20 protein-coding genes are annotated in these 19,765 nt (G+C 43.8%); 1 reads left to right on the top strand and 19 read right to left on the bottom strand.

The window, feature by feature from the left end:
- Positions 1–144 precede the first annotated feature (144 nt).
- The 13 genes from LC20001_RS04145 to LC20001_RS04080 all read right to left on the bottom strand — a co-directional run bounded on the left by LC20001_RS04145 (position 145) and on the right by LC20001_RS04080 (position 10,425).
- A complete protein-coding gene (locus LC20001_RS04145; RefSeq protein WP_003677147.1) occupies positions 145–1,224 on the bottom strand; it encodes a methionine ABC transporter ATP-binding protein in 1,080 nt (359 codons plus the stop codon).
- A gap of 130 nt (positions 1,225–1,354) precedes the next feature.
- Positions 1,355–2,197, bottom strand: coding sequence for a MetQ/NlpA family ABC transporter substrate-binding protein (locus LC20001_RS04140; RefSeq protein ID WP_035457062.1), 843 nt, complete (start codon positions 2,195–2,197; stop codon positions 1,355–1,357).
- 383 nt (positions 2,198–2,580) lie between these two features.
- Entirely contained in the window at positions 2,581–3,102 is a 522-nt protein-coding gene (locus tag LC20001_RS04135; RefSeq protein ID WP_010010218.1) for a hypothetical protein, read from the bottom strand.
- A 335-nt stretch (positions 3,103–3,437) separates the two neighbouring features.
- Positions 3,438–4,223, bottom strand: a complete 786-nt coding sequence (locus LC20001_RS04130) for a C40 family peptidase (protein WP_010010220.1) — start codon at positions 4,221–4,223, stop codon at positions 3,438–3,440.
- Positions 4,224–4,507: 284 nt separating this feature from the next.
- Positions 4,508–4,777 carry a hypothetical protein gene (locus LC20001_RS04125; RefSeq protein ID WP_003677921.1) on the bottom strand — a complete coding sequence of 90 codons (270 nt, stop codon included), beginning with the start codon at positions 4,775–4,777 and terminating at the stop codon, positions 4,508–4,510.
- Positions 4,778–4,838: 61 nt separating this feature from the next.
- Positions 4,839–6,002, bottom strand: a complete 1,164-nt coding sequence (locus LC20001_RS04120) for an NADH-dependent flavin oxidoreductase (protein ID WP_010010221.1) — start codon at positions 6,000–6,002, stop codon at positions 4,839–4,841.
- A 143-nt stretch (positions 6,003–6,145) separates the two neighbouring features.
- The gene (locus LC20001_RS04115; RefSeq protein WP_010010222.1) at positions 6,146–6,379 is read right to left on the bottom strand and encodes a hypothetical protein; all 234 of its coding nucleotides are present in this window, start codon (positions 6,377–6,379) and stop codon (positions 6,146–6,148) included.
- A 449-nt stretch (positions 6,380–6,828) separates the two neighbouring features.
- Positions 6,829–7,326, bottom strand: a complete 498-nt coding sequence (locus tag LC20001_RS04105; RefSeq protein WP_010010223.1) for a hypothetical protein — start codon at positions 7,324–7,326, stop codon at positions 6,829–6,831.
- Positions 7,327–7,337: 11 nt separating this feature from the next.
- Positions 7,338–7,574, bottom strand: coding sequence for a hypothetical protein (locus LC20001_RS04100; RefSeq protein ID WP_010010224.1), 237 nt, complete (start codon positions 7,572–7,574; stop codon positions 7,338–7,340).
- 482 nt (positions 7,575–8,056) lie between these two features.
- Positions 8,057–8,968 (bottom strand): SAP domain-containing protein, encoded by a 912-nt coding sequence (locus LC20001_RS04095; RefSeq protein WP_010010226.1) that lies wholly within the window; start codon positions 8,966–8,968, stop codon positions 8,057–8,059.
- A gap of 191 nt (positions 8,969–9,159) precedes the next feature.
- Positions 9,160–9,603, bottom strand: coding sequence for a hypothetical protein (locus LC20001_RS04090; RefSeq protein WP_056943280.1), 444 nt, complete (start codon positions 9,601–9,603; stop codon positions 9,160–9,162).
- An 85-nt stretch (positions 9,604–9,688) separates the two neighbouring features.
- Positions 9,689–10,048: a fluoride efflux transporter CrcB gene (gene crcB / locus LC20001_RS04085; RefSeq protein ID WP_056943279.1), complete on the bottom strand. Its 360-nt coding sequence runs from the start codon at positions 10,046–10,048 to the stop codon at positions 9,689–9,691.
- Positions 10,045–10,425 carry a fluoride efflux transporter FluC gene (locus LC20001_RS04080; protein ID WP_069700411.1) on the bottom strand — a complete coding sequence of 127 codons (381 nt, stop codon included), beginning with the start codon at positions 10,423–10,425 and terminating at the stop codon, positions 10,045–10,047. Before LC20001_RS04080 ends, crcB begins: the two co-directional genes overlap by 4 nt.
- A 217-nt stretch (positions 10,426–10,642) precedes the next feature.
- Here LC20001_RS04080 and LC20001_RS04075 point away from each other — a divergent pair, with 217 nt between their 5' ends.
- Positions 10,643–11,293, top strand: a complete 651-nt coding sequence (locus LC20001_RS04075; protein WP_056943278.1) for a VTT domain-containing protein — start codon at positions 10,643–10,645, stop codon at positions 11,291–11,293.
- Between the two features lie 218 nt (positions 11,294–11,511).
- On the opposite strand, the gene LC20001_RS04070 is transcribed toward LC20001_RS04075, so the two are convergent.
- The 6 genes from LC20001_RS04070 to LC20001_RS04045 all read right to left on the bottom strand — a co-directional run bounded on the left by LC20001_RS04070 (position 11,512) and on the right by LC20001_RS04045 (position 19,404).
- Positions 11,512–12,216, bottom strand: a complete 705-nt coding sequence (locus LC20001_RS04070; RefSeq protein ID WP_010010229.1) for a sirohydrochlorin chelatase — start codon at positions 12,214–12,216, stop codon at positions 11,512–11,514.
- A gap of 44 nt (positions 12,217–12,260) precedes the next feature.
- On the bottom strand, positions 12,261–12,713 hold the full coding sequence (locus LC20001_RS04065) for a flavodoxin domain-containing protein (protein ID WP_010010230.1): 453 nt from the start codon (positions 12,711–12,713) through the stop codon (positions 12,261–12,263).
- A 124-nt stretch (positions 12,714–12,837) separates the two neighbouring features.
- Positions 12,838–14,451, bottom strand: a complete 1,614-nt coding sequence (locus LC20001_RS04060) for a nitrite/sulfite reductase (protein ID WP_010010233.1) — start codon at positions 14,449–14,451, stop codon at positions 12,838–12,840.
- Positions 14,452–14,525: 74 nt separating this feature from the next.
- Positions 14,526–16,355, bottom strand: coding sequence for an aryl-sulfate sulfotransferase (locus LC20001_RS04055; RefSeq protein ID WP_010010234.1), 1,830 nt, complete (start codon positions 16,353–16,355; stop codon positions 14,526–14,528).
- 69 nt (positions 16,356–16,424) lie between these two features.
- Entirely contained in the window at positions 16,425–17,909 is a 1,485-nt protein-coding gene (locus tag LC20001_RS04050; RefSeq protein ID WP_010010235.1) for a Na+/H+ antiporter NhaC family protein, read from the bottom strand.
- Positions 17,910–18,489: 580 nt separating this feature from the next.
- A complete protein-coding gene (locus LC20001_RS04045) occupies positions 18,490–19,404 on the bottom strand; it encodes a LysR family transcriptional regulator (RefSeq protein ID WP_010010238.1) in 915 nt (304 codons plus the stop codon).
- Between the last annotated feature and the right edge of the window lie 361 nt (positions 19,405–19,765).

Below are 19,765 nucleotides of genomic sequence, written 5' to 3'. Positions count from 1 at the left end.
TTCTCACTAAAATAGGTTAATTTATTAGCCCAAACTACCAATAAGCTTCTAATAGTTGTGGCAATATCTATTCAATCAAGGCAAAAACTGCCCAGTTGAAACCTGCTTCTCAACAATAATGGTTAATTTTTATACTATAATTTTTTAGGCATGTTCCTGTTTAACCAGAGGAATCACATCGCGACCTACCTTGATCTCCCGAATGTTTACTTGCGCCTGACGCAAATACTCAGTAGCTGCGTTAAGATTCTTTTCAGCACCGCTTAGGGTCACAATCAAATTTCCCACTGGCGTTCCCTGCAAAATCTCCACGTTACCAAATAGAATATTGGCCGTTACCAAATAACGTTTGTATAATTCAGTGATCAACGGTTGATCAGTGCTATCGCCAATATAAGATAATTCAACTAAACGTTCATTGGCCCGTAAATGCTGAATAGCCGGTTGTTGTAACACTTTAGCTAACGCTTGTTCGACTTGTGTAGCCGTATTAATAAAATCTTTGGTCAATTGTTTTTGTGGTTGACTGAAAACTTGTAACAAATCACCGCGTTCAATGATTTGACCATTTTCCATTACCGCAACTTTTTGACAGATTTCTTTGACTGCTTGCATTTCATGGGTGATCAATACGATTGTCAGACCTAGTCGCTGATTCAGACTGCGTAATAATTCTAGAATGGAAAGCGTCGTTTTAGGATCAAGCGCACTGGTTGCTTCATCAGAAATTAAAATTTCTGGGTCATTAGCTAGTGCTCGGGCAATGGCAACCCGCTGCTTTTGCCCACCAGAAAGTTGAGCTGGATAAGCATTCTTCTTATCCGCTAAACCAACTAGGTCTAATAGATCAGCCACCTTAGCTCGGCGTTGCGCTTTTGTTAAGTTAGAGCTTTTTAAAGGATAATCAACATTATCAGCGATTGTCCGTGCATTCATCAGATTGAAATGCTGAAAGATCATCCCAATCTTTTTACGCGCTTGCCGCAATGGTTTGGCTTTTAAGGACAGCAGATCTTGTTGATTAACTTCAACCTGACCCTTAGTTGGTCGCTGTAATAAATTGATCACCCGAACTAGGGTACTTTTACCAGCACCGGAATAACCAACAATACCGTAGATTTCCCCTTTTTCAACTTCTAGCGATACATCGTGAACTGCCTGTACCGTCCGTGCTTTACTTTTAAAAGTGACATCAATATGTTCTAATTTGATCACTGCACTCATAAAATTTCCTCCTCTATCATCTCACTCAAATAGGATGTTACTTAGCAGCAGCTTATGCTGTTCATGGCGCTGGCCATTCTTGTGGCCAAGTTTACCGCAAAAGCACGGCTCACCTTGACTCACTCAAAAATCATTTAGTTAAGTAACTTAGTGGTTTTTGAACTTCAACTTTGGTGCCAGCAAATTTATGATCGATCCATTTTTGAATCGTTGGATCGTGATAAAGTTTGACTAATTTTTTATATTCAGCTTGGTGCTTATTCTTGGTGCTCGTCGCAATTACATTAATGTCTTGTTTAGTTGACTGATTCACTTTTTCATGGAAAAGTGAATCTTTTAAAACATTCAAATGTCCGGCCAAAGCTACTGAATTAGAGATTAAAGCAATATCAACATCGCCTAAAACACGTGGCCCAGTATTATCATCGATCTCTTTAAACTTCAAATGATGCGGGTTTTGGCTGATCGCCGTTTCATTGCTGTTAGCATTGAAGTTAGCCTTTAATTTGATCAAGCCCGCCGTTTGTAATAGTGCCAATCCACGTGATGTATTGGCTGGGTTATTAGCCAATGCCACCGTAGCACCATCTTTTAACTGTTTTAAACTTTTTAATTTCTTCGAATAGATGCCCATCGGTTCCAAATAAGTTGTCCCCAGCATTGCCAGTTGTGCTTTACCTTTATTCTCATGATTATAGGCTTTCAAATAACTAACTGATTGAAAAGCATTAACATCGATCTCACCACGAGCCGTCGCCGTATTTAAACCAACTGGATCACTCACTTCACGAACTTTGATTTTCAAGCCGGCTTTTTTAGCTTGCGGTGATTTAGCAATGTGCCGCCAAATCACCGCATCTGAAGTTAAGGAACCAACCGTGATTGAACTGGCTGCTTCGACTGGCGCTGGTAATAATATAGCTGTCACCCAAGCTAGGCAAAGTAAACCAACTATGTATTTCTTCTTCAACATTTCACCACTCCTTCATATTCCACTAATCATTAGTTCATTATAAAAATTGGCCAATAAAAAAACGCCCATCCCGAACTATTTTCAGTTCTAGGACGGACGCTATTGCATTCGTGTTACCACCTATTTTTGCTACTACTTCACAATAGTAGCCTCATCAGGTACAGAATTCACTCAATACCTTAGCGCTATAATGGGCGCTCCCATCACTACCTTGTGTAACCACTCGATAATGCTTACTTAAAAAGACCATCTTCACCCGGCCAAATCTATCTCCTTACACTATCTGAGACTCGCTAAAAAAGATTGGTTAACGGATTACTCATCTTCTCATATCTTTTGGAATATTAGCTTAAGTTTACTTATAATTTTTAACTTGTCAAGTTTCAATAAGACATTGCCGGGGTTTCACGTAATGATCGAACTGTGATAATACCTGTGAAATCGGGCTCTGCTCCTAATAATTGAGCAATATTTTTTATTGCGGCATGATCAGTCAATGGAATCGCCGCATAAAGACTTGGTGCAACAGTTGTATAAGCAACCACATTTTTGTTTTGCTGTCCTAATAAGTCAATTGCAGCAGTCAAATTAGCAGCCCGAATAAAATAATTCGCACCATTTTGCGCTGACAGACAAAAAACCGAAAGCTGTTCATTCGTCACGCTTGCTTTACGTCGCCGTCTACGTCGTGGTGCCGGCGCCGCAGTCTTTTTTAACTCTGCACTAATTTCGTCAATAATTTCGTGGATCACTTTTATTTCATGACAGATCTGGCAGGTTGCTGCTGTAGTCCCCGCTTGATGCATTTTATCAGCACCACTATTTCGGTGTTGTGTATAAAGATCTGCTAGATAAACCAATAATTTATGTTGTTTATTTTTTAATTCACGCCGTTGCGCCTGCATTAAAATTCCCCCGCTTTACTTCATGATTGGTATACGCCATTAATATAGTCACCAATTAATTTTTCTTACCAATACGCCCTAAATTACCAAACGACGCTCGGAACAAACTCATTAATCAGGCTATTCTGGTAGCCTATCATCCACCATTAAAAATAAAATACAAAGAGTCTAACGATAGATAAAAAATAGCTGCTTAACTTGGCTCAGCTCTATTATGCCACAAAAATGACGTTTACGTTACAAAAATATTACAAAAATAACAAAATAACGGTGACTTTGAAATATAAGCGCAACAAAAAAAGCCTAAGTCGAAACTTAGGCTCTTAACTAATAGCTTAGAGTGCACGCACACCGAATGATGGCATGAAGTAGCTACTGATACTTTCAACTTCAACACTTTGACCTGGTTGTGGTGCTGCAATATATTGGTTGTTACCAATGTATAGCGCAACATGATAAGTTGCACCAGCACTACCCCAGAATACAAGGTCGCCAGCTTGTAACTGACTAACAGCTACTTTTTGGCCAGCACTTTCTTGTGCAACTGTATTATGGCCTACTTGAACACCAGCTTGTGCTAAGGCATATTGCGTCAAGCCAGAACAATCTAACCCAACACCTGGAGTGGCGCCACCCCAAACATACGGCACGCCAATTTGTGACTTAGCCGCATTGATTGCAGTTTGTACTGCACCTGTGCTAGACGTTGTTGCAGTTGTTGCTGCGGCAGTAGCGGTGGTTGTTGCCGCTGTTTGTGTCTGTGCAGCAGCTTGTTGTGCTTGTGCCTGTGAAGCTTGTGCTTGGGCTGTATTGCCATCTTCAGTGACATTTAAGTACTTGCCTGGTACCCATTCGTCATTGCCGATATTGTACCAAGTTTCGCCAGCATGTTGTTTCTGACCTTCAATATTAACTGTTTGATCTTTAACTAGATAACGAATTGGTGATGGTGTATCTGAATTATTCCAAACAGTCGTTGCGCCAGGTTCATATGTAACTGTTCCCGTAGTAGCGGCTTGAACATCTGAAGTTGTTGCAACGCTAAGGAGAGTCGCACCAGCGATACCGATGACCCCTGCAGTGACACCCTTAACTAAATTCCGTTTACTGATTGTTGTCATATGTGTAACCCCTCAATAGTTTTTTATCACTTTCACCAGTCTCTATCATAGAACATTGAAATTACAGCGCAATTACTCGCGTATGACAACTTTATTACAATCTGCACAAACTAATAAAATTCCTTATAACACAGGCATTAATAGCTGCTATAATCAAATAAACTCTTTTGTTTTAAATCCAGCGACCTACTTTCAAAAAAAGCCAAATTTCATCCAAAAATAACAAAAAAGTCAGCGACTATTTTAACGCTGACTTTTTCTAAAGTTTAGGTTGCCCTCAGTCGTCATTTCAAATGCTTTTTTAGATAACTTAATAGCTGCGCCTCATTTGCGAAAACTCTTGGTCTTTTTTGCCCGTGTAATCGCAAATCGATCTGAGTTACTTTCATTCGTCCGGTCCAAGTATAGCTATATTGAACGATATAACGATTATTCAAATGATTCTTACCGAACTTCAAAACGTAATAGTTTTCCGGCGCGACTAAGGGTGAAAGATATTTTTTCTTATAATGGAACCCATTTGCTTTAAGAAAATTCTTTGTTTTTCTAAGCATTTCATCGCCACCTTATGTGTATTATCATACAAGAAAGCTACGGTAAAAGCCAGTGAAATCATCAACTAAACAATTTATCTAAATGCTGTGCATCACGTTGCCGTTGATTATCTGGATTGCCGTGATGACCCATTAATTTAGATAAAAATGCCCAAAATGGGGGTTGAATTCCCAACTCAGCGCAATCTGCCGCACTGATTTGATAACGTAATTGTGCCGCTTCACCCGCTTGTACCTTCTGTACCCAATGCGGCTCAGCTAAACTTTCACGACCTAAAGCCGCCAATGGAATTCCAGCGGCCATAACCTTTTCAACTTCAGCTGGCGTCCGCAAATTACCGACTGAGATCAATGGTAAATTGGTTCCAGCAGCAGCCTTAATTTTTTCGATCAATGGCTGCGGATCATTTTTATCATTTAATGACGTTCGCCACGCGTCCCCCATTGAAACATGTAAGTAGTCCAATTTTTGTTCACGTAAAACCCGAATAAAGGCAAGTGTATCAGCAATACGGATGCCTGGCTGCTCAACTTCTTCTGGCGAAATGCGATAACCTAACAAAAATGGTTTAGTTGCATATTTCGCAATCACTTGTTGTGAACATTGGATAACTGCGAGCGGAAAGAGCATCCGCTTTGCTAAACTACCACCCCAACGATCAGTCCGTTGGTTAGAGTGCGGTGAGAAAAACTGTTGTAACAAATAAGTATTCGCACCATGTAATTCAACGCCATCAAACCCGGCAATGATTGCCCGACGAACAGCGTTACCAAAATCACTGATTGTTTGCTCGATTTCCGTCTCGGTCAATGCATGGGGCGTTTCTGAATGTGGCCGCGGTGCAGGAATCTCACTCGCACTCACTGGCTGTTCCCCCCGTAGAATACGACTATTACTCATCCGTCCAGCCGAAAAAATCTGCAAAATTGCTTTGGTTCCGTTTTGCTGTATCGTGTGTGCGACCCGGCTCAAACTGGGAATAAACTCATCAGCAGCCACACTAAGCTGCCCTTCAAAACCTTTGCCGAGCGCATTTACATTTGCCACTGGTGTTACAAACATTCCGGCACCACCGGTATGGATGCTAAAATAATTTAATTCATCACTGGTAACATTACCGTCATGAAAGCTCATCGTTTCCGTCATTGGTGGAATCACAATACGATTTTTTAATGTTACTCCTGAACGAAAAGTATAGGGCTGTAAAAACTGATAATTCGCCAAAATCGTAGCCTCTTTTCAAAGCACTTTTATATTGTAATTAATAATTTTACAGTATGACTGTAACACTTAATTAATCACCTGTAAAGCGTTTACTAAACTTCTAACTCCAAATAAAAAAGCCCAGTTTTACCTGAGCTTTCGGTTTAAAGCATATCCCAGATAACCGTTTGATCCGGTGTTACGGTATTAGCAGGTGTAACCGCATAACCGAGTGCTTTACCGGTATTGATTACGCTGCCGTCGATCTGCAATAATTCTTTTTTGGTAAATGCTGCATTGATTGCTTGTTGTGCCAATTCTACTGAATCGTATTGTTGATGATAACTGGCCCGCACACCGCCATTAAAATAAAAGCTGATCTGATAGTATTTGTTCACAATATTTCCCCTCTACTCCACAATAGTGGTTAATTTTTGTCCCAAAAATTTCTAATGCTACGGACGATGACCATTCTTGTGGCAAAAATCGTGCCGCAAGAAACATGGCTCTACTCCACAATAGTGGTTAATTTTTGTCCCCAAAAATTTCTGATGCTGCGGACGATGACCATTCTTGTGGCAAAAATCGTGCCGCAAGAAACATGGCTCTACTCCACAATAGTGGTTAATTTTTGTCCCCAAAAATTTCTGATGCTGCGGACGATGACCATTCTTGTGGCAAAAATCATACCGCAAGAAACATGGCTCTACTCCACAATAGTGGTCGATTTTTGTCCCAAAAATTTCTGATGCTACGGACGATGGCCATTCTTGTGGCAAAATTCGTGCCGCAAGAAACATGGCTCTACTCCACAATAGTGGTTAATTTTTGTCCCAATATTAAGCTATTAAACATTATGATTGTCACCGGCCCAGCGATCGACTCCGTTAACGATGTGGATCAAATCATCCTGACCATTATAAAACGAGCCGATTGCCCCGTAAGCACAGAGCAATACTAGCCAACTACGAATTTCAATGATGAGTAGATGCCGCGGCACGATGATCGTCAAAACAAAGGCAATAACAACTGCAACCACTAAGTTAAGCCAACCAGGTATCCCTAAAAACCCCTTAAGCAATCCGCCAAAATGATCAGGTGTTTGATCGTGCAAACTTTTGGTCACACTTTTGACTAAGTATTGCCAAAGATAATTGAACACCACCGCTACGATCAAAGCTGTCAGTAACATTTCAAAGCTGTTCATTCGAATCTGTAATAAATTATTTCGGTAACCCAGCCGCACCGCTTTTTGTAGCATTACGATCCAAAAGAAATCTAACAATGCTAATGGTAATAAATACATAAAAAAATAGACAACAAACTTATTAGCTTTAGTCTTCACTCACTTCAGCCTCACTTTTGCCGACTAGGCAGCGCACGATACTTGATCTGCTTAGTTCGTTCTTGTTCAAGTTTACGTTTTTCATGTAAATTCGCATATTTAAACGCTCCATGAATAAATAACGCTAACGGGATCACATGAATAACCGCCAGTGGCAACAATAACTGCGGATGATCCATTAAATAATGATGACCATGCATCGCATGACAAGCTGGGTGCTGTGACTTTGCTGACTTTTCTTTAAACATATGACTCGCTCCTCTACTCCACATATAGTGGATAATTTTTGTACCAAAAATTTTTGATGTTTCGGCCGATGCGACTTGGACTTGCCGCACTTCGGCACTAGTCCAATCAACATCGTGAAGCACGTCCTACTTAGCAAATTAGCTCAATGTCCGATACTTGCTGAAAGTGTTGTTAAAAACGAGCGATAGTGGCCATTCTTGTGGCAATTTTAAGGAGCGTAGTTGCACAGTCCGCAACTGCGTTTCCGCAACTCAACCCGTTTCGGTGCGACTTGGACTTACCGTTTTTCGGTTTAGTCCAATCGACATCGGCAAGCACGTTTTGTTTAGCAAATAAGTTCAATATCCTATACTTGCCAAACAACGTTGCCTGAAACGAGCGACAGTCACCGCAAGAAACATGGCTTCTATATCATGATTGACCAAATTCAACCGACCGGTTTAACACTTACATTGTATCATGTTCAGCCCTTAACTAACAGTTACGCCGACGCTTCGCGCAATTGTTTTTGTTTCTGCCGATAGCATTGCTGGATCAGTTGCCTTTGATCAGTTAAAGTCCAGTGCAAAAGTTGTTGCATTTCGTGATCGCTGAATAATTGGCGTGGCACCTGAAGTAACTGGCAACGCTGGGCAAAGGCTGCCATAATGTCCGTCACTTCAAGTGAATAGTCCTGCATGATCCGCTGTAATATATAAGTATAAAACGGCTCTACCTTATAGGCCGTTGTCGCTAGATCCAGTGACGCCACTGTCTTTTCTTCGGCCTGCGATAAACCAGCTAGCTTCAAGCGGATACAGTCTAGTACTGCGTTTAACGCCGTGCCGACCAGCTGATTTTGCCAAGCAAACTGAAACCGTAAATGTTCAATATAATAATATTGTGGCCAATCCGAATCGGCCTGTACCTGCGCAGCATCCAATAACCAAGTTAAAGTTGCCACCAAATCTAAATTTTTCGGTAAATTCGCCCGTTTAGCGGCAGCAAAATCAACGATCCCGGCCACATAATGATCATGGATCCAGCGCACATAATGATTTTGCGCGACTAGTTCGGCGCCGGTTGGTGTTAACTGATAGAAGGTCTGCGGAAAATACGCTGTCAATTCTGCTGCTGTTAGCGCCGTTTGTAAACGCGCGATCAATACTGCTTTACGACCACTTACTTTTAAATCATGCGCCTGCAACAACCTTTTTAGTTCTGCGACCGTTTTTTGCTGCAAACTAAGTTCAGACGACACAGTTAGTCGTAATAGACCTGCACGTTCAAAATTCACCAGCCAACTTTGCGGATCGACCTGATAGCGATGGCGCCAAAACGTCTGGGTCAATTTAAAGGTTTGCGGCTGACCTGCCGCCAAAGATAGCGCTAAGATTTCTGCTTCAGTCAACATTCAGCCTCCTTTATCCTGTTAAGACGCGATACGCCAAATTAGTGTATGACTTGAACTACTTTGTTGAACTATTATTCTCACAAATAATAACACACTCGCGCCAAAATAAAAACGTACGTTCGCTATTTTGGTAATATAAAAAGCAGCTCATCAAAATTAATGATGAACTGCCACTTCTGTTCCTATATAGTTTAGGTATACGCCCGCACCACAGCGGTACGTTTGCTCTTGTTTTGCGTACGCTGCCGCGCCTGCTTGGCCTCCAGATTAAGACTCATCACGCCAAACACAACAAGCGGTAATGTCATGATCGCCTCCAAGCCGAAAATCATCATCGCTAGGCCTTTGACCGATAGCTCCTTTTTTTCCAACGACGCTACCTGCTGCTTGAACTCACTCGTTCTTTTCTTTGCTGCTTGAACCACCGCTGTAGAATGGCCAGATTTACCTTGCCGTCCAACAAATCCGGCCTTTCCTTTATTACCGGCACTGCCCGCTTCACCATCATCGCTTTCCCCCACAATTGCGATAGAGCTGTCGCCGACTGGTGTATTTGGACAAAATGAATCGATCGCCACGAATTGTAAACCGAGAAAAACTAAGTAAATAAATAGAACATTATGTCGATTTAGCATTGTTGCTCTCCCCCTAACAACCATTTGTAAGGGTTATCATAACAATTTAACCTAATATTCTAGCAAAAAAATAATGAGAGCTTACTCATTTAATCGTGGCTAACCAGATACCAGCAACTGCCGCCAATAAGCCACAAACATAGCTGCTAGCACCGTACCACAACATGGCTTGATAGCGCTGGCGTTGCCATAATAAGACCAACTCAGAATTAAACGTCGAAAAGGTCGTATAACCACCTAAAATCCCCGTACCAAGGAATAAGTATAATGGGGTTGCTAAATGATGACCAAAAAGGTAAGCCAAGATAAAACTGCCGGTGAGATTTAAAAATAAAGTCACTGCCGGAAAATCGATTTTTAAATACCGTTTGCCTAATTCACCTAAATGATAGCGTGCGCAGGCGCCTAAAGCAGCGCCGCTACCAACCAAAACGAAATTGATCATGGTCGTACGCCTGCCTTTCCACGTGCCAATTGACCAACTAATAATCCTGCACTGGCACAAGCTAAGCCACCAAATACGCTAAGCGTGACATACAATAAGGCCGACCAGTATTGTTGCGTTTGCACAAAATTGATCGTTTCTAAACTGAAGGTCGAAAAAGTCGTGAATGCACCAACGAAACCTGTCCCCGCACCGAGAACAAAGCGTTCTGATAATGGTAAAATATACGCTAAATATTGTGTTAACCAAACTAATACGAAACAACCAATTAAATTAACGACCAGCGTTCCCCAAGGAAACGTTGTTGACCAACTACTTAATAAATAACGACAGCCGCCACCTAAAAACGCAAATAACGCCACAACTACATAATTCACGGGCTCACCTTCTATATTTTTCTGTCCAAGTGCAACGTGTCATCCAGAATTAGTTTTGAATTAACACGCTTAGCTCATTTTTAATTATCTTACCTAAAAAATATTTATGCAAGCTTTTTTGCGAAAAACTTAAATGATTTAAAAACTACAGACAGCTAAGCCTTTTTCTGCTACACTCATAACAGATTTGACCTGAAAATTGGAGGAAAACTAAGTTATGAGTATACTGATCGATTTTATTTTGCATATCGATAGTCATTTGGTAACGATCGTTAATACTTTTGGCAACTCAACCTATTTTATTTTATTCGCGATCATTTTTATTGAAACGGGTGCGGTGATCTTACCATTTCTACCTGGCGATTCATTGCTTTTTGCGGCTAGTGCTTTGGCGGCTAACCCTGAGTATCATCTTAATATTTGGTTTTTCGTTGCGGTCTTTTTGGTTGCTTGTATCGGTGGTGACTCCAGTAATTTCTGGATCGGCCACAATGCTGAACGAATTTTATCGCGTTATCGCTGGTTCCGTCGTTTTATCAATGAAGAAAGCTTAGCCAAGGGACAAACCTTCTTCGACAAACACGGTGCGATGTCGATCATCTTAGCGCGTTTCATGCCGATCATTCGAACTTTCGTCCCGTTTGTTGCGGCCGGCTCAGGTTTTTCCTACCGCCAATTCATTCGCTATAATCTGATCGCCTGTGTCGCGTGGGTCGCATTATGCTGCGGCGCGGGTTATTTCTTCGGCAATATCCCAGTAGTCAAGGCCCATTTTTCTGCGATCATTCTCGGTATTATCGTAGTTTCCTTGATTCCAGCGATCATCGGTGTGCTAAAAAGCCGCTTTGGCGCTAAAGCAGCTGATTAACGTGTGTTTAAAAGCGCCCAACGTAGTCTGTGACTCGTTAGAAACAAGTTCTACTTAAATAAATGGGCATTAAATCAGATACTTGCTAAGTCGTGTTTTCAGTGCCAATGCTTTTTTGGCCACGTTTAAGCTAAATTAGTGTTAAAAACCAGCTTAGCAATATTTTCCAAACACGACTTAGACTAAAAAAACGGCCCGCGGGTCGTTTTTATTTGCCATTAAACTTGTATTGGCGCCATTACTGTAGTCAGCCGCTCCAAAATTGCTTGCTTGACCGTGATTTGATTTTCCAATGTCGGTAAAAATAACGCGGTCGGTACCTGTTGCTGTACTGCACGCTTGATTTTACCCGCAATACGACCATCGGTTAAAAAGAGCCGTTGTACGATCACCGGCTCAGTTTGATCAACTAATAATTCAGTAAATCGATGCGCACCAATATAATTAGCCGCGATCACCGGTACTGGTAATTGTTGTTGCAACTGTGCAGCTAAATTTTGCAATTGCTGGTAAGGCTCCACAAAATGTGGTGTCCCGTGTGCAATCAATAATATCGGCCGCTGTGGCAAAGCCTGACAAGCCCGAGTCAATTGTTGTTGCAAAAAGTTAAAAACCGCCGTGGTGGTGGCCAAAGGTTCTAGCACCGTGATCGTCACACCTAGCCTTTGGTGCGCTTTTAGCCGCTGTGGTATATCTTGGCGCACATGTGTCGCCGCGAATAATAGGACTGGCACAACGATCACATCTTCGACTTGTTGTTGCAACTGTACCAAACCAGCCGCCAAAGTTTGCTGATCACCTTCTAAAAAACTGATCACTTGCGGTTGTGACAACTCGTGCATCAGTTCCTGTAATAAACGTAAATTTACTTGCGGAATTTTGTTACGCCGACCATGTAACACATATAAAATACCTTGCGCCATAATGTTGCCCCCCTGCGATCATGCTAATTTAGCACGATCAGTTCCTATTCTGCTGCGACCTGCTGTGTCAATTGTTGGGCAAACTGTTCAATCGCTGCAACCGCCTCATCATCAGGTGCCAGCTCAATTTTTAATGTAGGTACGGCTAAATGTGCCCCGCTAGTCGTACATTGCCCAGCTAATAAATCGACGGCCTGACAGAAGTCGTCATAGCTGGTGTCACCAGTACCCAACACAGCGACTGGTATATCAGTTAGGTCAAACTCAGCAATATCATCATAAAAGTCTAAAATACTATCGGGCACCTCACCATCGCCATCAGTAAAGGTTGCCAAAACATAGGCATCGGCCGCCGTGAAAAAATCTTCCACCTCAACCCCATCCTCGCTATCAAAAACTGCTACATCAATATCCTGTGCGGTTAAAGCATCACTTAAAACTTCAACCGTTTCCTGTGTGTTACCGGTTAAACTGGTGTATATTATTTTAATTTTCATATGCAAATCGCTCCTACTTCACAATTAAGGTGATTTATTAGCCAAGGACGCTAATAAATTTTAAGGTTTCGGACGGTGTCCATTCAACTAAAGCAAAAGGCGCTAAGTTGAAACATGGCAATGCTTAAGCCGCTTGAGCCAAATATTGATCCAAAATAGCTTGGAAATGCGCAATGCCTAAGCGTTGAAAATAGGCATAGTAAGTTTCAGCAGCCAATTGCTGTGTTTGATAATCAGCCAACAATGCGGCCAAGGCACCATAAAGTTGGTCGGTAAATAGTTTACCTTTCAAAACTTCATTGAAATGGCCGCCGGCTAACAAACTACCGCCAACCGCAATTTTAAAGGCTTCTGCTCGTTGACCGTCTTTTGTTTTAGCAGTCAGGCCTTCAATACCAATATCGGCAACACTACGGTGCGCGCAGCCATTACCGCAACCCGTTAAGGTGATATGTACCGGCTGCTCAAAGCTAAACTGTGCATCTAATCGTTTCAACAGCGGCGCGAAAATCTCCTTAGTGTGGGTGTAAGCCAGATTACAATATTCAGCACCGGTACAAGTTGTCCCAAAATCAACCAAACTATGGGGCTGGTAAGAAAACTTTTTGAAAATTGGTGCCGCCTTAACTGCTGGCAGATCGGCAGCTGCAATATAAGGGATCAACAAGTTTTGACCATGATCAAAGCGAATCTCGTCCCGGCCATATTTTTCCGCCAGATCGACAAAGGCGCTAAAATCAGCGGTTTGTAACCGACCGGCAGGAATACTGACGCCCACATAATAGTAACCTGCTTGGCGTTGTTCATGAATCCCTAAGGCAGTGCCATTGGACCAACCGACTACTGCACTATCGCCAGCAGTGGCTAAATCAGGCACTTTTTCACGTAGCTTAGTTTCGAACTCGGCAACGCCCCAATCTTGGATCAAAAACTTCAACCGTGCTTTGGAGCGACTGCGCCGGTAGCCGTTGTCACGGTAAAGTTGCACCGCCGCTTCGGCTACTGCCGCCACTTGCGAACGCGTGACAAAAATATCCAGACCAAGGCCTAAGTAAGGACGCATTCCTAGGCCACCGCCGACTTTAACATTAAAGCCTTTAACCGTGCGGCCGTTGATTTTTTTGGTTGCTGGTACGAAAGCCAAATCGTTGATCTCCGCGTTGCCGGCGTTATAGATATTGCTATTGATCGAGATTTTAAATTTACGCGGTAGGTTAGAGTAGTCGCGGTTTCCTTGGAATAGTCGGTGGACGCGGCGAACGGTTGGCCGCGTATCGAATAATTCATCCGGATCAATTCCTGATAATGGATTATCGATCACGTTACGGGTAATATCACCTTCGGCACCTTGGGTAGTCAAACCGACTGCGTTGATACCGGCAAAGACTTCTGGTAACTTGGCAAAGGGGATCCAGTGATACTGCACCGCTTGCCGCGTGGTCAAATCTAGTTGATCATGACCATACTCAGCCGCGATCGCCGCCAAATGTCGCGCTTGTTTAACATTAATGATGCCGCCAGGAATTTTCACCCGCATCATGAAGTTGCCCTGTTCCTGCGGCTTTTGTACCGTCAACCCAGCAAATTTAAAGTACATATAATAGCTTTTATCGATCGCGGCGAAGGGGTGCTTGACCAATTCAGGTAAGTCTCGAAAAATATCTAAGCCGTCTTCGTTTAATTTACTTTGCTCATTTTTATTGAGTTTAGCGTCCGCCCATGTCACTTGATAACTCATAAGTAAAAGTCCTCCTTACTGTATTCTAAAAATAAGATCATTCAGCGACCGTAGAATTATTTTCACGGTCTTCTCTATTCTGCTTTAACCAAGGTATCACTTAAAAAAGCGCGGATCCCAGCGTAATCTAATTCACCCCGGAAACGGGTCAGCTCACTGCCGGCGCTAAAGACGATCACTACGGGAGTGCCGAGAATACCCAAGGTGACGACTAACTCAGGGTTTGCGTCGACATCGACGTAATAGGATGTAAAGTCAGCGGCGAATTCAGTGGTCAGTGCACGCTTTAGTAGCGGATGGACAACTTTACAGTGGGCGCAGCGTTCAGCGCCAAACATGACGATCTGTAGTTGGTCAGTGGTAGCGGCTTGGATCTGTTGGGCAAAACTAGTTTGATCAAGTTCACTAAAAGTTTTGCGGTCCAGAGTAAATAAATGGCGTTGCTTTTTTAGCGCTTGCACTTCGTTGGTCTCATCGAGTGTAGCCACACATAGGGCAACATCTGGGTAGTAGGGCAAGGTGCCAGCCACACTGACCACTTTTTTAGCGCCTTTTTGACCAGCGCCAGGGAGCCGGAAGGTGGTATTGTCTACCGGGGCAATCGGCACTTCGGTGGGCGTTGGTTCTTGCGGCACGTAACTATAGGGATAGCGGAAGGCACGGTAGATCATGTTGCCTTTAGGGCCAGTTTCATTATGGGTGAAATAAGGCGAGATCCATTCCCACACCACTTCATAATCGGGGGTGAGCTCAAAAACGTGGCCGTCGGAACCTTCGTCGATCAAGGTATTGCCGTTGGGCAGGCGTTGCACATTAGAAACGTACGGGCTGTAAAATTTACTGCTATCAACCGGCATATTGAAGCCGAGGTCCTGCGGCGTGACTGACCACACGACTTTCATAGTGACTGGGTTGAGCTCTAGAATACGACTATAATCACGTAAGGCATTTTTGGCGCCATCGAGACTACCGGGATTAGGCGTGCCGTAGCCTGCCCAGCCGCCGTTATCGAAAACTAATAAGTTACCGGCGCCAGGCAAGCCTTGCGGGATCATGTGCAGACTGTGCTGACCGATGATCTGGCCGATGGCCGCGGCCTGGGCATCGTGCACGTAATCAGGGCCTAATTGCCAAACGATATGGCCACTATCATGATCGACAATGAAAAGCACATTGGCCTCGCGACTATCTAGAATCAAATTAGTCGGTTTAAACCGTTGGTCACCAGCGTCATACCAATGATTAGGGCCTAAATAACTGACACAATTGGTGTGCATAAAATCACCAACCCCACCATCAGGCGCACGCATATTGGGATTACGTGCCAAAACGTTTTTAGCGGCTTCATCAAAGCCAAACTCGCTAAAATGGTCGGCAATACTCCATTGCCAAAGCACCTTACCGGCCCAATCAACCTCATAGACTACATCGTCCAATAACTTTTTATCAGAGATCAACGGGTTATGGATGGTGCGGTGACCGAGGATCAAGGTCTTACCGGAATTGATCTTAGGTCGTTCGTCAGGTGAATAATAAACGCTTTGGCCTTCCCGTTGAAAATCATGATGTTGGCGCGCCATCCACCGATGATCATGGCCGGGATCGTCAATTTTTTCAAAATGATCGAATTCCCATTCCAGCTGGCCGTCGTAATCGATTTGGGCTAAGTTGACGCCATCTTGCATGCCGTTTTCAGGGTAGCGCATGCCGGAGTTACCGATGATGTGGCCGCCGGGGAGCATTTTAGGAGGGAAACCTTGAAAATTCCATCGGCGCACTTCATTGCCGTTCATATCGAATAATAAAATACCGTCATTGATCGTTGGAACTAAGGTGTAGCCGTTCCAAGCTTTAGTTGGATCGTAGCGCACTGTTCCAGTTGGAAATACTAAGGGTTCGCCCATAGGTCAACACTCCATTTCTTATGCTTAAAGTCGCTTAGATTTTACGTTAACTTGATTTAAAAATACGTTTTAGTCGTTGCTTTCCAGGACGGTGATTTTTTTGCGTGTCGCGGTAAGCTTACGGTTGGGTTTGGCACTCGCTTCGAAGCTGCGGCCCCAACCAAGCAGGACCCAGCATAACCACAGCGCCGTGATGATCCAACAATAGAAGGTACCGCTAAAAATCGCGTTGGCGCTGGGTACGGCCACCGACGGAAAAGCGGTGTGTAAGCTACGAATTTGTCCGAGAATACCCATGATGAAAATACTGTTGATCGGCAGAATGCCGGTAAGTGACATCGAGATCGCCACTAACATATAGGCGCGCCGTTCGGGTGAGATCTTAGCCACGTGACCGATTCGATCGGCAAAGTCACCATAAAGCAAAATGCCCGGCAATAAAGCGCCACATTGTACGATATTGACTAGCCCCATGCCGAGTGCGGTGACGAGTTCGGCGCCTAAGGGGGTCTGCACAAATTTATGCTTGGTCAGCCGATCACATAAGATCATGATGATGCCGCTTTGTTGCATCACCGCGATCGAGCCGCTGAGAAAGATCGTGGAGAGCGAGATCGGTAACATGCTATTGATGCCGTCTTCGAAAATGCCGGTGATGGTGGCCGTTTTAACGTTCAAACTGATGATGTCCTGCAAGCCGAACAGGCCAGTGGCTAAACCGATGATCAGGCCGATGATAATACCAGTTGTCAATGAGGCCAGCACATCACGGGTTTTGATACACATGATCGCAACGACTAAAACGGGGATCAACATCCATAGGCCCGCCGGATCAGCAAATTTACTTAACGCCGCCGCTGATTGAGTCGTGCCGCCTTTACCGGCAAACAAAATCAGGAAAACGATCGTCACGGCCGCTACGCTGCAAACCCAGCCGACCTGTTGGCGTAGCATTTTAACCAGGTCAGCGCTTTTGCCAGTTTTAGAATCAGTTTCCATTTGTAAAACTGCGGTGGTCAACTGGGAATTAGGCGAAATGCCATCGCCGAAGAAAACACCGCCGACGATCGTACCAGCCATGATCGCCGGATTGACGCCCAGCATGACGCCAGGAACGTAGAAAACCGTGGTGGCGGCGAACAAGGCGGCAAAGGGCACGCCGGAACCTAGGGAAAAGATCGCGGTGCCCAGAAAAGCTAAAATGGCAAAACTGGCACCATGTAGTCCTAAAGTCGTGCCCAGCCAGACAAAGCCTTGGCCGGTTTTACCGACCACCAACAGGCGAGTAAAGATCCCGATGATCAGGAAAACAAAAATCAGCTTGGCGATCCCTTTATTGGCTAGACCATTGATCGCAGTTTGCCAATACTGTTGCCGATTTTTGGCTAGAAAGTAGGTCACCATCAAACCGGCAAGCGTGGGGATCGCAAAGGAACTTACTGAATAAAATTTCAGGCCTAAAGTAATGTAGCCGATGGCAACAATGAAAATAGCGATCGGCAGCAACCCGACGATCGGGCCGCCATAGAATTCTAATCGTTTGGTTTTGTCCATATTCATCAACTCTTTCATGTAATATAATCTGTATTATCACTGACTCTTCACAGTGCTGAATTTAGATTTCTTTTTTAGATAAAAGTCAAAATCGTATATATTAGTCCTGAACATTATTCCCACTTATTCCGCTCATCCCCTTCAGTTGAACTAAAAAAAGCGCCCCTCCTGAAATATTCGGAAAGGACGCCAACGCGTGGTACCACCTTAATTTATTCTAACTTTACAGTTAAAACCTTATGCTGCACGCTTTGCGTGCATCCCAATTTAACGGTTGGTGCCGTTACTTGTTTACCAAAAGGCTCACAAGTAAATCCGCGTCAAGACCATCTTCCAACTAACTATCGATTCCCTTACACTGAGCGGAACTCGCTTTGCGATAGACTTAGCTGTACTCATCTTGCGATCGTACGGGTGTTTGATTACCCGTTATGCTAGTCATTTTTTCTGGTAGTGTCAAAGCCTGCCCAATAGTTAATTTTTATTTAGCATTGGTACAGGCTCGTTAAAATTTGATCAAAGTCGCTGCTGAACCGCTGTAGCCAGTGGCTTTAGCGCTGGATAGTTATTTTCTATCACACTATTTAAATAGACTGCCATGCTGACTGGCAAAGTAAGCCCGCAGCGCAGTCACAAAATATTGGCCGATCTCCGATAGTTCGTGGCCTTTTCGGCGCAAAATGATCATTCTATTTTTCGGCGAATGCTGCAACGGCCGCATGATCAAGCCTTGTGCCTCTGGTGCTTCCAAAATACCGGAACCAGAACCGTAGGCATCGGTGCGGGCGACGATGCGGCTCATGGTGGCCCGATCACTTGTTGCGATCACTGCCCCAGTCGTCGGCGCTTCCAGCGGGTCCTCGGCCAAATCAGGGTAAGAGGCTTCTTGCGTAAAGCGCACTTGCGGGTACGGCACTAAATCAGCCAAACTGATCGTTGCTTTTTTGGCTAACGGATGGGCGGTGCGCATAAAAATATGCGTCTGAAAAATACCTAATTCTTCGTACACCAATTCATCCTGCTTAAATAAACGCAGCAAACTAGATTGGTTGTAGTCACTTAAGAAAATGATGCCTAATTCACTGTGATACCGTTCCACATCCTTGATCACTTCCAAGGCCGTACTTTCAAAAATACGAATATAGCGATAATCATTGTACTGCTTCAACACTTGACACACCGCCAGCGCGATAAAATCATAGTGTTGTCCCGCAACTGAAAAATAATGTTGCTCGGTTTCTGTTGTCGTAAAATGCTGCTGTAAATGATCGACCTGCTGCACGATTTTTTGTGCACTAGCAACGAAGTCCTGCCCTGCAGCCGTTAAAATCGTTCCTTGGCGCGTTCGTTCAAAAAGTGGCGCGTCTAACTCTTGTTCTAATTGCTTGATACCATGGGACAAACTTGGTTGTGAAATGTATAGCGCCTTGGCAGCTTCACGAAAACTGCCATTGGCGGCTACTGCCAAAACGTAGCGCATTTGTTGTAAATTCATGGCGATCATCCTTTCAATGTTTTTTTGGCCACAAAAAAACGCCCCGGCGCAAATAAATTATTTGCAAAGGGACGTTTCGTCGTGTTGCCACCCTATTTCATGCATATCTCACAATACACATCTCAGTCAGTACCAGTTGATACCTAGCAAAATAACGGTTGCTACCGGCGACTAAGCGTTAACTTAGCCGCGACTCCCAGCTCATCTTCGTCAGTACCGCCAAGCCCTTTTTCCACTTGCCAAGGGTCACTGCCTTTTCAGCACCAATTACTCTTCTGTTCAATGTCGGTTTATTTAATTCTGATCAAGCGTTAGCATACGGGAATTTAATTGAATTTGTCAAGCCGCTAAATTAGAAAAT

Source organism: Loigolactobacillus coryniformis subsp. coryniformis KCTC 3167 = DSM 20001, from assembly GCF_002706425.1.
GTDB lineage: Bacteria > Bacillota > Bacilli > Lactobacillales > Lactobacillaceae > Loigolactobacillus > Loigolactobacillus coryniformis.
The sequence above is the reverse complement of the archived record's forward strand: the minus strand, read 5'-3'. Positions and strand labels throughout refer to the sequence as shown.

Bases quoted from the DNA above. Each gene is read 5' to 3' on its own strand.
- LC20001_RS04145 (WP_003677147.1), bottom strand. From the start codon at position 1,224: ATGAGTGCAGTGATCAAATTAGAACATATTGATGTCACTTTTAAAAGT.
- LC20001_RS04140 (WP_035457062.1), bottom strand. From the start codon at position 2,197: ATGTTGAAGAAGAAATACATAGTTGGTTTACTTTGCCTAGCTTGGGTG.
- LC20001_RS04135 (WP_010010218.1), bottom strand. From the start codon at position 3,102: ATGCAGGCGCAACGGCGTGAATTAAAAAATAAACAACATAAATTATTG.
- LC20001_RS04130 (WP_010010220.1), bottom strand. From the start codon at position 4,223: ATGACAACAATCAGTAAACGGAATTTAGTTAAGGGTGTCACTGCAGGG.
- LC20001_RS04125 (WP_003677921.1), bottom strand. From the start codon at position 4,777: ATGCTTAGAAAAACAAAGAATTTTCTTAAAGCAAATGGGTTCCATTAT.
- LC20001_RS04100 (WP_010010224.1), bottom strand. From the start codon at position 7,574: ATGTTTAAAGAAAAGTCAGCAAAGTCACAGCACCCAGCTTGTCATGCG.
- LC20001_RS04095 (WP_010010226.1), bottom strand. From the start codon at position 8,968: ATGTTGACTGAAGCAGAAATCTTAGCGCTATCTTTGGCGGCAGGTCAG.
- LC20001_RS04090 (WP_056943280.1), bottom strand. From the start codon at position 9,603: ATGCTAAATCGACATAATGTTCTATTTATTTACTTAGTTTTTCTCGGT.
- crcB (WP_056943279.1), bottom strand. From the start codon at position 10,048: ATGATCAATTTCGTTTTGGTTGGTAGCGGCGCTGCTTTAGGCGCCTGC.
- LC20001_RS04075 (WP_056943278.1), top strand. From the start codon at position 10,643: ATGAGTATACTGATCGATTTTATTTTGCATATCGATAGTCATTTGGTA.
- LC20001_RS04070 (WP_010010229.1), bottom strand. From the start codon at position 12,216: ATGGCGCAAGGTATTTTATATGTGTTACATGGTCGGCGTAACAAAATT.
- LC20001_RS04065 (WP_010010230.1), bottom strand. From the start codon at position 12,713: ATGAAAATTAAAATAATATACACCAGTTTAACCGGTAACACACAGGAA.
- LC20001_RS04060 (WP_010010233.1), bottom strand. From the start codon at position 14,451: ATGAGTTATCAAGTGACATGGGCGGACGCTAAACTCAATAAAAATGAG.
- LC20001_RS04055 (WP_010010234.1), bottom strand. From the start codon at position 16,355: ATGGGCGAACCCTTAGTATTTCCAACTGGAACAGTGCGCTACGATCCA.
- LC20001_RS04050 (WP_010010235.1), bottom strand. From the start codon at position 17,909: ATGGACAAAACCAAACGATTAGAATTCTATGGCGGCCCGATCGTCGGG.
- LC20001_RS04045 (WP_010010238.1), bottom strand. From the start codon at position 19,404: ATGAATTTACAACAAATGCGCTACGTTTTGGCAGTAGCCGCCAATGGC.